Origin of the sequence: Aquipluma nitroreducens, from assembly GCF_009689585.1 — a bacterium.
GTDB lineage: Bacteria > Bacteroidota > Bacteroidia > Bacteroidales > Prolixibacteraceae > Aquipluma > Aquipluma nitroreducens.
The window spans coordinates 1,436,170-1,451,556 of the sequence record NZ_AP018694.1; the positions used below are offsets into that span (position 1 = coordinate 1,436,170).

The window sequence follows — 15,387 nt, forward strand, 5'->3', positions numbered from 1 at the left end:
CATGAATAAAGCAATATTCTCCATCATTGGAGCAATAATCATTTTTTCATCAGGTGTCCTTGCACAAAACTCACAAAATGTTGACTACACCAAATTTGTGAATGTGTTTATTGGCACCGGGGCGCTGGATGCCAACAGTTTATCAGGAAGTAATTTTCCAGGCGCCTGCATGCCCTTTGGGTTGGTTCAACTGAGTCCCGACACACGCGAATACCCCGACGATCCTTGCAGCGGATATGACTATAAAGATTCAACAATCCTTGGGTTTAGTCACACTCATTTAAACGGAACGGGTTGTCCCGATCTGTATGATTTTCTTTTTATGCCTTACGGTGGCGACAAAAAATGGCAGGCTGGCAGCGACGACGGCAAAACGAAGGGCTTCCGCTCCCACTTTAGTCATTCAAACGAAAAAGCTTATCCGGGTTATTACAGTGTTGTTCTCGATGATTACAACATCCGTGCTGAAATGACAGCCACCGAGCATTGTGGAATGCACCGATATACGTTTGCTAAGGCAGATACGTATCACCTGATAATTGATCTGGAACATACGCTGATCAAAGACAGTCCTTACCGGTATTCCAAAATTATTTCGGCTCAGGTTCGCGTGGTCGATAACAAAACCATAGAAGGTTACCGGATCGTTTCAGGCTGGGCCAAACTCAGGAAAGTTTATTTCAGGGCCGAATTTTCACGTCCATTCGATTCTCAGGTGATGAAAGCCGGTTCCAACGAATTCCAGAATATTCCGGTTGCCAATCACTCCGACCTGAAAATCATTCTGAATTTCGATCAGAATAACAATATGCCTTTACTGGTAAAAGTGGGCATTTCTTCTGTTTCTGCTGAAGGAGCCAAGGAAAACCTGAATGCTGAGATGAAAGATTTTAATTTCGACGGCATCTCTGTTCAGGCCAATAAAGCATGGAACAAAGAGCTTTCGTGTATTGATATTTCAGGAACAGCGCGTCAAAAAAGCATTTTCTATACCGGTTTGTACCACCTGTTCATTCAGCCCAACAACATTGCCGATGTTTCGGGCAATTACCTGGCAACAGATAACAGCATTCAGAATGCTCCCGACAAAAAGCATTACAGTACATTTTCGTTATGGGACACTTATCGCGCTGCACACCCGCTTTATACGCTGGTTCAGGAAGACCGTACCGCCGGGTTCATCAATTCGATGCTTCGGCAGTATAAAACCTACGGATATTTGCCTATTTGGCAATTGTGGGGAACCGAAAATTACTGCATGATTGGGAACCACGCGATTCCTGTTATTGTGGATGCTTTTCTAAAGGGAATTAAAGGATTTGATTATGAAGAGGCGTATCAGGCAGTAAAAGCATCGTCAACAACCTCGCATAAAAATTCGCCGTTCAACGTCCTCGATAAATACGGTTATTTTCCTGAAGACCTGCAAACACAATCCGTATCGTTGACTCTTGAGATCGCTTATGACGATTGGTGTGTAGCCCAGATGGCCAAAAAGCTGGGACATGAAGCCGATTATAAATTTTTCCTGAACCGTTCAGGAGACTATAAAAATCTGTTCGACAAAACTTCCGGATTTTTCAGGGCAAAAGACAGTCGTGGCGAGTGGATCAATCCGTTCAATCCGCTGGAATATGGCGGAAATGGCGGGTTCCCGTTTACAGAAGGAAATGCGTGGCAGTATTTGTGGTACGTGCCACAAGATGTGCCTTCGTTTATCGATTTAATGGGCAACGACCAGAAATTTGTTGAAAAACTTGATGAGTTTTTTACACTTGATGCCAAACCGGGCGATGTGAACGGAAATGCTTCCGGATTCATTGGACAATATGCCCATGGAAACGAACCAAGTCACCATGTTGTATATTTGTACGATTTCACCAGCCAGCCCTGGAAAGCACAATATTACAGTGCCAAAATCATGCGCGAGTTGTATAACGACCAGCAATCGGGCTACTCCGGAAATGAGGACTGCGGACAGATGTCAGCCTGGTATATTTTCAGCGCTATGGGATTTTATCCGGTCAATCCGGCCAATAGCGTTTATTGTTTCGGATCGCCGCAGTTAGAAAATGCTACGATCAACCTGGCAAATGGCAAACAGTTTAAGGTTATCACCAACAACCTCAGTACTGATAATATTTACATTCAGAAAATTATCCTGAATGGCAAACCTTATCAAAAGAATTACATCGCGCATAAGGATATTGAAAACGGAGGTGTCATCGAATTTTTCATGGGTAAAACGCCAAATAAAAAGATGGCAACGTATGAAAAACCGTTGATGATTGCAGGTGAACTTTAAAATAAAGAAATAAATTTCAAGCCAAGAGGCTGTTTAAAAAGTCATTGAACAGGGAATACTAAACTTCATTCAGCTCATTTATTAAGCGGGGTTTAGTTTCTCCATCACGTTGGACATCACATCCGGAAAAACTACCAGCCTTATGGTTTGCAGTTATTTCCGGATGGCATGGTGTTTCAGCTTCGACTTTTTGAACAGCCTCTTTTTATGCCATATTTTCAAATCCCGACAAAATCTACTGTCTTTTTTTCGATAACGACACTTCTTCTTCAATCTCAAACCGTAAAATTTTTACCTTTAGCCAAACTACTCAACCAAACTGTTATGCCTCTTGTAATTGTCGGTATCGGAATACTCATTCTACTGCTTCTCATCAGCAAGTTTAAAATCAACGCTTTTCTGGCTTTACTCATTACTTCATTTGCTGTTGGATTGCTCAGCAGCATGAACCCGTTGGACATTCTCGATTCAGTATTGAAAGGAGTTGGCGACACCATGGGCAAAATCGTGCTGATCCTGGCTTTTGGCGCCATGCTCGGAAAAATACTCGAAGAAAGTGGTGCGGCCCACACCATCACCTTCAGGATGATTGATTTTATGGGCCTGAAAAATATTCAGTACGCATTGCTGATTACTGGCTTCCTGGTTGGATTGCCCATGATGTACAATGCTAGTTTTCTGGTTTTAATTCCACTCATTTTTACTTTCGCCTATACAACCAAATTGCCTACCATCTGGCTGGCACTTCCGTTGTGCTCGGCCCTATCTGTGGCGCATTGTTTTTTACCTCCCCACCCTGCCCCAACTTATGTGTCGTTTATCTACGAGGCCAATGTCAACAAAGTATTGCTATACGGACTAGTTCCTATGATTCCGGCCTGCCTCATTGGCGGCGTATGGTTATCGCGCTTCACCAAAAACATTGTAGTTACACCTCCAGCCGACCTTTTTCAGGAACGAAAGTTCGAGAAAAGCGAACTGCCCGGATTGGGAATCAGCATCTTTTGTGCAGTGACACCGATTATTTTAATGCTCCTCGGCGCTTTAACCGATGTAATATTTGGCCCACCGCCAGCAAAAGCCGAACTCACCCAGATGGGAATCGAAAGCATCACTGGTTTTTACCAGCACATCTTTACCGGAAAAGGTTTTAGCGCACAATCGTCAAATGTCATTGCAGGTGTTCTGACCTTCTTCAAATTTATGAGCGATGCAAATATTGCTCTTTTTATGGCTGTCATTGTAGCTATTTTAACGCTCGGACTGCGCAAAGGAAGAAAGATGGACGATGTGATGAACAGTTCGGCTAAATCGATTGGCGCCATTTCGATGATCGTTTTGATTATCGCCGGAGGAGGCGCTTTCTCCCAGGTTTTGAAAGACAGTCATGTGATCGAATACATTCGGTCCATTTCCAGTTCAATGCAAATGAATCCACTATTGATGGCTTTCGTGATTTCTTCCATTTTCAGATTGGCTACCGGTTCGGCAACTGTAGCATCACTCACAACAGCACCCATTATGCTGCCCATGGCACAACAAATGGGCACATCGCCCGAACTGATGGTTTTGGCTACGGGCGCCGGAAGCGTGATGTGGTCGCATTTCAATGACTCCGGATTCTGGATGTTTAAAGAATATTTCGGACTGAGCATCAAACAAACTTTCCAGACCTGGACGGTGATGGAATCGACTGTTGGAATTGTGGGAATCGTTACAGTGATGATTATGAGTGTGTTTATTTAAAAAACATAAAATCAGGAAATATGAAACTAATCTCATTCACAATTATTTTTGTCTTTTTCCTGATCGGCATATTTCAAGTTCAGAGCAAATCGTTCGAAAAACTTCCAGTCAAATTGAAAACAAGCCTGAACGCCTATTCATTCAACTCTCCGCTAACTAAAGGAGAAATGAACCTCGACCAGTTGCTTGAATTTTGTGCTGTCAACCAGTTCGATGCCGTTGACATTACCGCCTATTATTTCCCCGGATATCCCGAAGTTCCTTCAGACGAATACCTTTACCACATTAAACAAAAAGCCTTCTTGCTGGGGCTCGAAATCAGCGGAACCGGAGTTCGTAACGATTTTACCGATCCCGATCAGGCGAAACGCAAAGTCAGTGTTGAGTTGGTCAAGAAATGGATTGTAGCTGCCGAAAAACTGGGAGCACCGGTTATTCGTGTCTTCTCCGGAACGGATGATACCAAAGGCTTGCCTCGCGAAAAGGTGGTCGATTATTTGGTGGCCGACTTCAAAGAATGTGCTGAGTTTGGGAAAGCTCATGGTGTGGTGGTTGCCATTCAGAATCACAACGATTTTATCAAAACTGCCGATCAGGCCATTGAAGTCATTAAGCGGGTCAACTCCGACTGGTTTGGCTTAATTCTCGATATTGGCAGCTTCCGCACCGATCCGTACAAGGAAATTGCTCAGACCATTCCTTATACCGTGAACTGGCAGCTTAAAGAAACCCTGTTTGTAAACGGAGTAGAGCAAAAAACTGACCTTGATCGGTTAATGAAAATCATTAAAGAATCGGGCTACCGTGGTTATCTCCCGATCGAAACCCTCGGAGAAGGCGATCCAAAAGTAAAGGTTCCGCTGTTTTTGAACGAAGTCAGAGAAGCAATGCGGAAAGTTGGAGAGTAAGTTAAAAATTGAAAGAAAATGGGAATTTTTCAAAAAATAAAAACGATTGCTACTAAAAGAGTTTTGATAATTGCGAGTATTCTGCTTTCTGGGATATGCTGGTACATTTCAAACGGATTAAATGGAGATTATTGGTATCTTTTGTGGGTCGCTCCTATTCCGATTCTACTCATTTCGTTTAATGCAACAGCTAAGCAGACTTTCTTCATTTCTTTCTTTGCCTATTTAATCGGCAGACTTAGTTGGCTCGGTTATTTAATTACTGTTGCAACATTGATTCCCGCAATAATTTTCACTCTTGCCTTGCCTCTGATTTTTGCATTTATTATTGTTCTCGCAAGAATAATGGTTGTAAAAACCAGTTCGTGGTATGCTGTTTTCGCTTTCCCTGTTTTTTTTACTGCATTTGAAGCGTTAATGATCAGGTTTTCACACGATGGTACTGCGGCAAGTATCGCTTACTCACAATCAAACTTTCTGCCATTAATACAAATCACCTCCATAACCGGTATTTTAGGAATCACCTTTATGGTAACATTCATTCCTTCTGCTTTGGCAATGGGTTGGCACTTCCGTAAAGAGAAAAAAAAATTATTGGCGTTGATATTTACAGCCTCAATTCTTATCGTTTCGGTATTTCTTTATGGATTTAATCGAATTAACACTATTCCGATAACAGAAAAATCGACCGTTGGGCTTGTTGTTCTGGATGAAAAGATGCATAAAATGGGCAGCCTTAATTTTCAGAACGAATTAGAACATACACAAAATTATGTATCAGAAATCAGTAAACTTGCAGCTCAGGGAGCAAAGTTAATCGTGCTTCCGGAGAGGGCAATTGATGTAAACAAAGAAACAGACTCAGCTACTATAGAAATTTTGAGTACCTGCGCGAGACAAAATCATATCAATATAATAACCGGATATACAAATTTCAAAAATGAAACTGCACATAATTCAGCCTTAGCAATAGATGAACAAGGCAATATAATAATGGATTATAATAAAACTCACCTGGTGACTGTGCTGGAAGATGAGTTTGTTCCGGGTAATAAGTTGGGATTATTTTCATTCCGGAATTTTCATTCGGGAGCAGCTATTTGTAAAGACCTTGATTTCCCTGGATACATTAAACAATATGGCAGGAGTAAGGTTGTTTTTCTTTGCATTCCTGCTTGGGATTTCGTAGTTGACGATTGGCTTCATTCACGAATGGCTATATTGAGGGGGGTAGAAAATGGCTTCTCAGAAGTGAGAACGGCAAGGCTGGGAAGACTAACGATTAGCGATGCATATGGAAGAGTAAATGCTGAAGCAAATTCTTCAAATGGTAAATCAACCAATTTAGTTGGACAAATTGATCTAGCCAGAATTGAGACATTTTATACTCAACATGAGGATTGGTTTGGATTGTTGATGATAATTACCACGATTTCCTTCATTTTACTAATAGCAATTAAAAGTAAGAATCGTTAAACAACAAATCACTAATAATGTGGATATCAAACGCCATATAAAACTAAACAAATACTTGAATAAATTTTAAATAACTATCATTAAACCTAAAAAACACAACATATGAAATCGAACAGACGTAATTTTTTGAGACAATCGTTTGCATCAGCTTCGGCCTTAGCAGCCACATCGATGTTACCAGCCGATTTATTTGGCCAGAGTCAATACAGTAATAAACAGATTGAAGAAATCATCGTCCAGCCAGAGAACCGACCAGCACCCAAAGAATCCATCCGGTTCTCGGTCATCGGAATCAATCACGGCCATATTTATGGCATGGTAAGCTCTTTGATTGAAGGAGGCGGACAACTGGTGGCGGTTTATGCCAAAGAGCCAGAATTGTTGGCTGACTTTACCAAACGATATCCAACCGTTAAAATAGCTAAAACCGAGACCGAAATTCTGGAAGATAATTCCATTCAGTTGGTCGCCAGCGCCGCTATTCCTGTTGACCGCGCCCCAATTGGCATCCGTGTCATGAAATCAGGAAAAGATTACATGACCGACAAGCCCGGCATATTGACTTTCGAACAATTTAAGGAGGTGAAAAAAGTCCAGAAAGAAACGAAACGCATTTATTCAATCGTTTACAGCGAACGTTTGAGCAATCGGGCATCAGTGAAAGCGGCAGAGCTGGTTCAGTCCGGGGCTATTGGCAAAGTGGTCCAGACATTGGGAATCGGACCTCACAAAGTTGGAATAACCGTCCGTCCCGACTGGTTTTGGGATCCTGAAAAGGCCGGCGGTATTTTATGCGATATTGGCTCCCATCAGTGCGACCAATTCCTGTTTTACACCAACTCCAAACAAGCCGAGGTTAGTTTTTCACAGGTGGGAAATTTCAACAACCCGGACCATCCCAAATACTGGGATTTTGGCGACATGGCCGTCCGTAGTCCTCATGCCACGGGCTACATTCGCATCGACTGGTTCACGCCAAAAGGACTTGCTACCTGGGGCGATGGCAGAATGTTTATTTTAGGGACCGAAGGTTATATCGAGATGCGAAAGTACATTGATATTGCCGGTCGCAAAGGGGAAAATCATTTGTTCCTGGTCAACCAAAACGAAACAAAGTATTACGACTGTTCTCAGGTATATATGCCTTACGGCGAACAATTGGTAAGTGATGTGGTCAACCGTACCGAAACAGCCATGACACAGGATCATTGTTTTCTGGCCACCGAATTGGCCTTGACTGCTCAAAAAATGGCTTATCGACTGAATGTCTGATTGAGTTAGACAATAACCGTCGATTCGGCGACAGTAATAAATTAACACAATGGAATAACGTATGACAAAGGATGTAAAAAGTAATTTGATAACCTATCTATTCTTTCTATTCATTGCAGGACTAGGTATCTATTGGGGAAATGCATATGTCTCTGACTTCAAATACATTCGAATTTGGGATTATACAAATATACTATTTCTACTTATCGGAGTACCCTTTTTGCTTCTCCAATCAAAAGCAAAACTTCCTGATTTTTGGCAATTAGAAATCTCCAATAAGAATCGATTTCTTTTCCCAATTGCAATAGGCTTACTTTTTGGGATATTAGATATACTGATTTTCAAAGTAATTCTACATCCTCAACCTTATCCGGAACTACCACCTTTTACTCAACCTTTTCCGTATTCTATTTTTTTATACTTTTCAGGTGCATTCGAAGTAGAAGTGTTTTACCGACTTATTCCACTGACCATTATTTTATTATTTGCAAGTTGGTTTCGAAAAGGAAAGAATTATATGGTCATCTTTTGGATTGGAGCTTTGCTAACAGCAGTCAGAGAACCAATAGAACAAATTCCACAAGGCGGTTTTTTACTTGTCACATATGCCATAATAACCGGGTTACTGATGAATTTCTTACAGGCAATCTGGTATAAAAAGGCCGGATTCTTAGCATCATTATCAATACGCCTGGGACATTATTTAATTTGGCATATCTTACTTGGAATTTATATCGAACATTGGGAAATACTTAAATGAACCTGAATATTATGTCCGGTGAGCAGGAAATTATGATACGCTTCCATTTGATACCAATATTCAGGAATTATTTCATTCTCCCAATTATGGGGGGACTCCTAAAATAACAATTTGAAATAAATTATATGGCAACTATTTTAAAATGTGACCAAAGGGAATTCGAGGAAAACGCGAACAAAATTGATCATTTCCGCTTATTTACAGATTTGTCAAGGGTGAAAAAAGGAGTAAAACCTCAAAATCTGAACTTCGATCTGAGATCGTTAAATCCGGAACAATTCTCTGCGCCTTACCATTTCCACAGAAATTCAGAGGAATTATTTATGGTGGTTTCGGGTTCTATGACCTTGAGAACTCCAGTTGGGCTTGAAATTGTATCGAGTGGTGATCTTGTTTTTTTTGAAATGGGAGAAACCGGGGCCCATCAGTTTTTTAATCACACGACAGAACCGTGCATTTATCTGGATGTAAGAACATTTATCGGATTTGACGTTTGTGAATACCCCGATTCAGGCAAGTTACTACTAGCGCCTTCCATGGAAGTATTCGACAAAGAATCTCAGGTAGCCTATTTCAAAGGCGAAGAAAACATTGCAGAAAAATGGGAACAACTTAAAAACGAAACAGAATAAAAATATGGCTATGCTTAAAGACCTTATTTTGAAGAACCGCAGTTACCGCCGTTTTTACCAGTCTGAAAAGATCTCGCCGAATCAGCTTCGTGAATGGATCGATCTGGCACGAAATTCGGCCTCTGCCCGCAACGCCCAATCGATGAAATACATATTGAGTACTAAGGAACCGCTCAATGCTAAAATCTTCGAGCAACTCGCATGGGCTGGCTACCTCACGACCTGGAAAGGCCCCGAGGAAGGTGAACGACCATCGGCTTATATCATATTGTTGCACGATACACTACTTTCAGGAAACTACTTTTGCGACGATGGAATTGCTATGCAAAGCATCCTGCTTGGAGCTACCGAAGCTGGGTTTGGGGGTTGCATCATCCATTCGGTCAATCGCAATAAACTTCGCGAAATTCTGGAGCTTACGGAGCAATACGAAATTTTGTATGTTTTGGCTCTCGGTAAACCTAAAGAAACCGTTGTTCTGGAAGAACTAAAAGGTGACGACATTAAATACTGGCGCGACGAAAATCAGGTTCACCATGTTCCGAAACGAGCGTTGGATGAAATTATTCTGGAAGTAAAATAAAAACTATGAGTTGCCACAAAGGCCCGAAGACACTAAGAAAAACTAAATCTCAGCGACTTCGGGCCTTTGTTTTTTATTCTATTGGAACTGTTTATTCCTTATTTCGCACTATTGAAATAATTACTCATAAACAGCATTTGAAATTTGACCGCATTTGTCCAGTATGGCCAGGTGTGACCGCCGGGACGGGTAATATAATCGTGTGGAATGTTGCGGTACAACAGTTGCTGATGTAAGTTTTCATTCACTTTATAGAAAAAGTCTTCCGTTCCGCAATCAATAATAATTGCCAGCGAGTTTGGAGTCAGCAGATTCAGCTGACTAACAACAGTATTCTTCTCCCAGCGCTCGGGCTGTTCGGCATAAGTTCCCAATCGTTTGGCCATGTCCCAGTTGTTTGGAAACGGACGAATATCAACACCGCCGCTCATGCTTCCGGCAGCTCCAAACACATCCTGATGACGGAAAGCGAGGTACAATGCTCCATGCCCACCCATGCTAAGCCCAGTAATTGCGCGGCCTCTCCGGTCTTTAATGGTTTTGTACTTTGCGTCAATCGATTTGACCAATTCGGAGGAGACAAAGGTTTCGTATTTCAAGGTTGGGTCAACCGGACTGTCCCAGTACCAGCTGCTGTAACCACCATCGGGGCAAACAACAATCAGATTAAACTGATCGGCAGCTTTCTCAAAACCTTTGGCTTTATTGATCCAATCAAGGTGATTACCGCTGTATCCGTGGAGTAAATACACCACCGGTAGCTCCTTGTCCGAAGCATAATTATCAGGAGTAACAATCACTGCCTTAATATTTTTCTGCATCGAAGAACTATAAACCTGAATGGTATCGACGATAGCAGCCCGAGCCGGAATCAACGCCCAAACACAAAACAAAAGAGCAATTATTCGTTTCATTATAAAATATTTAAATGCTATAAATGGGATATTTGAGTTGTTTTCCTAATTTGTAATCCGAGCTCTAGTTCCTCGGAACCACTGCATAAAAATACGGTATATTTACGATCAACCCAACTTTGGCAAAGCTTACAAGGTGCAACTCTTTCAATTATTTAACAGCAACGTCCCAAACTTTCGACATTCGAGATTTTCCTTTAGGCCCTTCAATGTCGAGAATAACAATGTATTTTCCCGCTTCTTTGTATTGATGTAAAGGGTTTTGCTCGGCTGAGATTGTTCCATCGCCAAAATCCCAATGCCAGCTGGTAATTTTCCCATGGCTTTCGTCTTTGAATAAAACCTCCCTTTTCGACATATCGGTCACCAGAAACGACCATTGCGCTTCGAACGATTTTTGAAATTTTTCAGCTAGCGGCATCAAGGTAAAAACCGTTCCAAGGCTCGAATTGCCATACATCTTATGATTTTTCGACAAGTTCCAGAAGCCTTTTTTCGATTCATCGATCACATCGTCGTAATCGATCACCGCCCAGGTCAGTCCGATTTTTTTATTATCCGAGAGTTCCGATTCAACTGATCGCTCCGGACCTTCAGCACTTGCATAATCGAAAGGCGTAATCCAAAACTCGGCAATCAATTTCCCAGACTCGCCAGGCTTGAAATTATACGAATAGGCAATGTTGGAATAGGGCAATTTTTTGATCCAATTTTGCGGGCCCCAAGCCAACGCCCAGTCTTTGCCAACTGCCGGAGTAAAAATGTGATAGTTTTGCGCATGAATACCCTGAAATGCAAAGTAAGTTTCCATTTTATTTGGAGAAGGATTGGGGTGCTGCTCAACAATAAACGGTCCTCCGGAAAGATCGCCATCGACAACAATCTCGAAAATATCGTTATGCAAGCCAGGTAATGAAAAGTCCCAGTAATCGTCGTAAGCTTCGTACAGAAAGTACAACCGATTCAACCCTTTTACCCAGGCTACCTTTACTTTTACATCCAGATTTTTGGGATCAACTTCGAGATAATGCTTCGAATCGTCCCAAAGCTGATCGGTTCCGACCACATATTCATCTGGGAAACTAGCCCAATCATCCGTGTTTCCGTCAATGCGCGGAATCATGTTAGCCGGAAACTGATAGATTTTGTAGCCACGATCTTCCTGAGCCCAACTGTTCAGTAAAAGCAGGAAACTAAAAATCAGAAATATGCTATATTTTAAACGACTCATAACTAGTCATCTTCGATTATTCCTAACGTGTTCTCTGAATTGGAAATCAGAATTTTTCCGAATCCTGATAAAGCTTTATTTGGCTTCGAAGATTGCGCCGTTACCTTTAACTTCTTGTTTATAAAACTGGATAGCACTGTCGTTCAGTTTTGGGAAATGCTTTTTCAATAACTCAATCATTTCAGCTCCGGCCAGCATGACTGGTCCATAACCATGAGCTGCAAAAACGTTAATTGGACGATAGTAGTAAAAAGCAGGGTCGAATCCCATTCCAGTGCCCACACAAGTCCCTTCAACCTGCCCTTTTTCGGTTACTTTCGATGCAACAGCATTCCAGGCCAGGCAAACCATTGGTCCGTAAACCTGCTCGTCGATATAGCCACGATTGATGGCACGGGCAATGGCGTAGGTATAAATTGCTGTTGCCGAAGTTTCGAGATACGAATCGTTTTTGTCGATGAGCTGATGCCAAAAGCCAAATGGGGACTGATAATTTGCCAAACCACGAATGTGGCGTTTCAGCAAATCGAGTACCTGATCGCGACCCGCATAATCGGTTGGTAAAACCTCAAGCAATTCAACCATGGTCATTACACCCCATCCGTTGGCACGCGCCCAGTGAAATTGCGGATGTTCTGGCATTTCCTGAATCCAGCCGTGCATAAACAATCCTTTGTCGTAATTGAACATGCGTTTCGAAAATTGCAGCACTTGTTTCACAGCATCGTCGTAATATTTGGTTTGGCCAGTGTATTTGCCCATTTGAGCCAATGCCGGAACACTCATAAACAGGTCGTCTAACCAAAGTGAATTGGGCAGTGGCCGGTTGCGCGACAAAGTTCCATCATCGAACCGCTGTTGTTTGTTACAGATGAAATCGATGAAATTATCGATCATTGGATTAAGGTCGGTACCGATTTTAGCCTGTTCAGCCTTAATCATAGCGGCACACATGGCACCTGCGTCGTCGAGCGCATGTGGATGGTTAACCGAATACATAGCGTCTCTAACTTCCGGATTTTGCTGTTCCAATTTCAGAAATGAAGGGCGAATATCAGCTAAAAATTTCAGTCGTTTGAATGTGTAATCAGCATATTTCTGATCTCCGGTTGCATCAGAAGCGAGCAACATTCCAGCATAGGTTACGCCCCACTCGTAACTAATTAACCTGAAATCGCCTTGCTTGAATTTCGTTTGTGCGTTTACTTTGGCAAAGTCTGACAAATCAGCTCCTGATGCATCAATAAGTTGGACTGGTGTTGTAGCTTCGAGGTAATTGTAAACCCTGTCGAGTACCTTAGTAATTTCAACAGCAGTTGGAACGCTGTAAGGTGTTACATAATCGGGTTGCATTAAATGTAACGGCGCAGTCGCATCGTTTTGCGGTTTTGCAAGTTGGTTCTGCGAAAATGCAAAAACCGGGAACAGCATAAGAGCTGCAAGAATATTTCTGATCATAGTAATTTGGGTCTTGTTTAGTTAATTATTGACAAACCTAAGAATAAAGGATTAACTTTCTGAAGTGTAAAGCATAAAAAAACAGGAAGGTACAGTGTTCCTTCCTGTTTTTTAAGTTCATATGCGACTAATAGCCAGGGTTCTGCATAGCAGCTTTTTCACTGGAAGACAGAGGCTGTCCATCTTTATAGATACCATCAAGGAATGTCTGCGGAATTGGTCGCAAAAGGTGAAAATCCTTAATGTTTGCTTTTGCTTCTTTGTTGTAAGCTCTAACTCTTGGAATCAATGTTTTGGTTCGGCTTAAATCTTCCCAACGGAGCCATTCGCCACAAAGTTCCCTGGTACGCTCATCCAATATCAGGCACAACAATTTATCATATTCGCTTGCTAAACCTAATTTAGCAATTACGGCTTCATCTTCAGCCGGCAATGCAGAAGTGCTTGCAATATTCAAATCTGTAGCAGCTGTTGTTACCGGAATGTTATTTGACTCATAATACGAATTTTCTGTCATAAATGAGTTCATATTAGCGGCCTGAACAAATGTAGAAGTAGGAAAAGATGCGGCACCATCTGTATAGTACGAGCGATCTTCACCACTTTTGTAAGCCGCTCTGACGCGAACTGCATTGATGTAAGACAACGCATCGGCATAAGAACCTGTACCTGCTTTGGCTAAGCGAATTTTTGCTTCGGCAGCCATTAAATAGGTCTCAGCAGAACGTGCTAAAATTTCATCGCGCATACCTCTGTTGTCGTTGATGGCTGTCCTGTCTGATTCATAATGTTTGGACAATGAAGGGAAACGTGGGTTTGCTTCTAAGCCCAAACCGTCTGCAGCGTGTGCCACATATACCGAAGGTATTGTCTTATTTGTCTTGCTGTACAAAATACCAGGATCATTATTATTTATTGTTTTAGCGAAACGAGTATCGGTAGCTGAGTTAATAATATAGAGAATACCCAAATCTACACCCGGTGTATAGGTAATACCACCTGAAGCGCCAGCTTTATTTACGCGGTGTTTTGTCCTGAATACTTTCCAGAAGCGGGAATCGTTAATGTGGTCAAACGCCTCATAAGTAAAATAAGTAGGAGCCAAACGGCTGTATGGGCGCATCCCTGTTAAGTCGCGTTGCATCACTGGCAGGTCATCATAACGGGCAGTAAAGAAAATATGACTATTGTTCTCAGTTTTAAGTGCCGGATCGCGGCTGAATGAGGCCGATAAGATTAATTCAGGAAGTGATTCATTTGTTCCATCTGGCTTGGTATAGTCCCAAAGTGCCTGATAATTGCTGGCGAGCGGATGACGTGTAATTACTTCGTCAGATAAACTTACCACTTTTTGCAGATCGGCAGTCTTTGTTCCTGAATTAAACGAGTCATTAATTTCACTGGCACGTGTTAAATAAGCTTTTGCCAGGAAATGTGCTGCTGCATCCTTCGTGATTTTATTGGGGCCTCCGGTATTCGACAACAAATTATAGGCTTGGGTAAAATCATCGATTACCTGTTTCAGCACTTCTTCCGCTGTTGCGCGGGTAAACTCTAATTCAACTGTGGTGCTTGGTGTCAATTTTAAGGGAACACCGCCATATTGCCGCACCAATTTTAAATAATTAAAAGCGCGCATAAAGTACCCTTCGCCTAATGCAGTTTTTTTGATGGCATCATTTGTAGATTCAATCTTTGTTGCCGATTCAATCAATTGGTTCGCCAAGCCAATACCCAGATAGGCATTATCCCATGGTTCCTGAGAAGTAGTTCGAATAGTAGTGATTATAGAACCGAACCTACTGTCATAATTGTTCCATTGACTATTGGTGTCATCACCACCTACATGGAATTCATCAGTCCCGTAATTGGTAGTACCAAATTGATACTCTGAAGCAAAAGGAGATGCAAAAACCCGATAATATGTTCCAACGACTAATTGCTGAATACCTTCTTCAGTATTGTAGTAGGTAAAGTCCCTTGCTGTTTCCAACTTCTCATCCAGAAAGCTTTTGGAACAAGACGTTACACCCAATGCTGTTAGTGCCAGGATTGCAAGCAGGCGTGCATGATGTATGATATGTTTTTTCATAAATTTCAAT

Annotated in this window: 12 protein-coding genes; 8 read left to right on the forward strand and 4 right to left on the reverse strand. The window is 41.9% G+C overall.

Features of this window, described 5'->3' with window-relative positions; all coding sequences use genetic code 11:
- The first annotated feature begins 1 nt into the window (after position 1).
- The 8 genes from AQPE_RS06065 to AQPE_RS06100 all read left to right on the forward strand — a co-directional run bounded on the left by AQPE_RS06065 (position 2) and on the right by AQPE_RS06100 (position 9,682).
- Positions 2-2,305 carry a GH92 family glycosyl hydrolase gene (locus AQPE_RS06065; protein WP_318350157.1) on the forward strand — a complete coding sequence of 768 codons (2,304 nt, stop codon included), beginning with the start codon at positions 2-4 and terminating at the stop codon, positions 2,303-2,305.
- Between the two features lie 324 nt (positions 2,306-2,629).
- Positions 2,630-4,051, forward strand: a complete 1,422-nt coding sequence (locus tag AQPE_RS06070) for a GntT/GntP/DsdX family permease (protein WP_318350158.1) — start codon at positions 2,630-2,632, stop codon at positions 4,049-4,051.
- Between the two features lie 20 nt (positions 4,052-4,071).
- Positions 4,072-4,959: a sugar phosphate isomerase/epimerase family protein gene (locus AQPE_RS06075; RefSeq protein WP_318350159.1), complete on the forward strand. Its 888-nt coding sequence runs from the start codon at positions 4,072-4,074 to the stop codon at positions 4,957-4,959.
- Positions 4,960-4,977: 18 nt separating this feature from the next.
- Complete coding sequence (locus AQPE_RS06080) at positions 4,978-6,435, forward strand: apolipoprotein N-acyltransferase (protein WP_318350160.1); 1,458 nt, start codon at positions 4,978-4,980, stop codon at positions 6,433-6,435.
- Between the two features lie 102 nt (positions 6,436-6,537).
- The gene (locus tag AQPE_RS06085) at positions 6,538-7,707 is read left to right on the forward strand and encodes a Gfo/Idh/MocA family protein (RefSeq protein WP_318350161.1); all 1,170 of its coding nucleotides are present in this window, start codon (positions 6,538-6,540) and stop codon (positions 7,705-7,707) included.
- Between the two features lie 61 nt (positions 7,708-7,768).
- Positions 7,769-8,467 (forward strand): hypothetical protein, encoded by a 699-nt coding sequence (locus tag AQPE_RS06090; RefSeq protein WP_318350162.1) that lies wholly within the window; start codon positions 7,769-7,771, stop codon positions 8,465-8,467.
- A gap of 125 nt (positions 8,468-8,592) precedes the next feature.
- Positions 8,593-9,099, forward strand: coding sequence for a cupin domain-containing protein (locus AQPE_RS06095; protein WP_318350163.1), 507 nt, complete (start codon positions 8,593-8,595; stop codon positions 9,097-9,099).
- A 10-nt stretch (positions 9,100-9,109) separates the two neighbouring features.
- Positions 9,110-9,682, forward strand: a complete 573-nt coding sequence (locus tag AQPE_RS06100; RefSeq protein ID WP_318350164.1) for a nitroreductase family protein — start codon at positions 9,110-9,112, stop codon at positions 9,680-9,682.
- 98 nt (positions 9,683-9,780) lie between these two features.
- On the opposite strand, the gene AQPE_RS06105 is transcribed toward AQPE_RS06100, so the two are convergent.
- The 4 genes from AQPE_RS06105 to AQPE_RS06120 all read right to left on the reverse strand — a co-directional run bounded on the left by AQPE_RS06105 (position 9,781) and on the right by AQPE_RS06120 (position 15,377).
- Positions 9,781-10,596: an alpha/beta hydrolase gene (locus tag AQPE_RS06105; RefSeq protein ID WP_318350165.1), complete on the reverse strand. Its 816-nt coding sequence runs from the start codon at positions 10,594-10,596 to the stop codon at positions 9,781-9,783.
- Positions 10,597-10,747: 151 nt separating this feature from the next.
- A complete protein-coding gene (locus AQPE_RS06110) occupies positions 10,748-11,827 on the reverse strand; it encodes a PKD domain-containing protein (protein WP_318350166.1) in 1,080 nt (359 codons plus the stop codon).
- Positions 11,828-11,902: 75 nt separating this feature from the next.
- Positions 11,903-13,285, reverse strand: a complete 1,383-nt coding sequence (locus tag AQPE_RS06115; RefSeq protein ID WP_318350167.1) for a glycoside hydrolase family 88/105 protein — start codon at positions 13,283-13,285, stop codon at positions 11,903-11,905.
- 127 nt (positions 13,286-13,412) lie between these two features.
- Positions 13,413-15,377: a RagB/SusD family nutrient uptake outer membrane protein gene (locus AQPE_RS06120; RefSeq protein ID WP_318350168.1), complete on the reverse strand. Its 1,965-nt coding sequence runs from the start codon at positions 15,375-15,377 to the stop codon at positions 13,413-13,415.
- Positions 15,378-15,387 lie beyond the last annotated feature (10 nt).

What these genes read in the sequence shown, in the direction of transcription:
- AQPE_RS06065 (WP_318350157.1), top strand. Translation starts at nt 2, where the DNA reads ATGAATAAAGCAATATTCTCCATCATTGGAGCAATAATCATTTTTTCA.
- AQPE_RS06070 (WP_318350158.1), top strand. Translation starts at nt 2,630, where the DNA reads ATGCCTCTTGTAATTGTCGGTATCGGAATACTCATTCTACTGCTTCTC.
- AQPE_RS06075 (WP_318350159.1), top strand. Translation starts at nt 4,072, where the DNA reads ATGAAACTAATCTCATTCACAATTATTTTTGTCTTTTTCCTGATCGGC.
- AQPE_RS06080 (WP_318350160.1), top strand. Translation starts at nt 4,978, where the DNA reads ATGGGAATTTTTCAAAAAATAAAAACGATTGCTACTAAAAGAGTTTTG.
- AQPE_RS06085 (WP_318350161.1), top strand. Translation starts at nt 6,538, where the DNA reads ATGAAATCGAACAGACGTAATTTTTTGAGACAATCGTTTGCATCAGCT.
- AQPE_RS06090 (WP_318350162.1), top strand. Translation starts at nt 7,769, where the DNA reads ATGACAAAGGATGTAAAAAGTAATTTGATAACCTATCTATTCTTTCTA.
- AQPE_RS06095 (WP_318350163.1), top strand. Translation starts at nt 8,593, where the DNA reads ATGGCAACTATTTTAAAATGTGACCAAAGGGAATTCGAGGAAAACGCG.
- AQPE_RS06100 (WP_318350164.1), top strand. Translation starts at nt 9,110, where the DNA reads ATGCTTAAAGACCTTATTTTGAAGAACCGCAGTTACCGCCGTTTTTAC.
- AQPE_RS06105 (WP_318350165.1), bottom strand. Translation starts at nt 10,596, where the DNA reads ATGAAACGAATAATTGCTCTTTTGTTTTGTGTTTGGGCGTTGATTCCG.
- AQPE_RS06110 (WP_318350166.1), bottom strand. Translation starts at nt 11,827, where the DNA reads ATGAGTCGTTTAAAATATAGCATATTTCTGATTTTTAGTTTCCTGCTT.
- AQPE_RS06115 (WP_318350167.1), bottom strand. Translation starts at nt 13,285, where the DNA reads ATGATCAGAAATATTCTTGCAGCTCTTATGCTGTTCCCGGTTTTTGCA.
- AQPE_RS06120 (WP_318350168.1), bottom strand. Translation starts at nt 15,377, where the DNA reads ATGAAAAAACATATCATACATCATGCACGCCTGCTTGCAATCCTGGCA.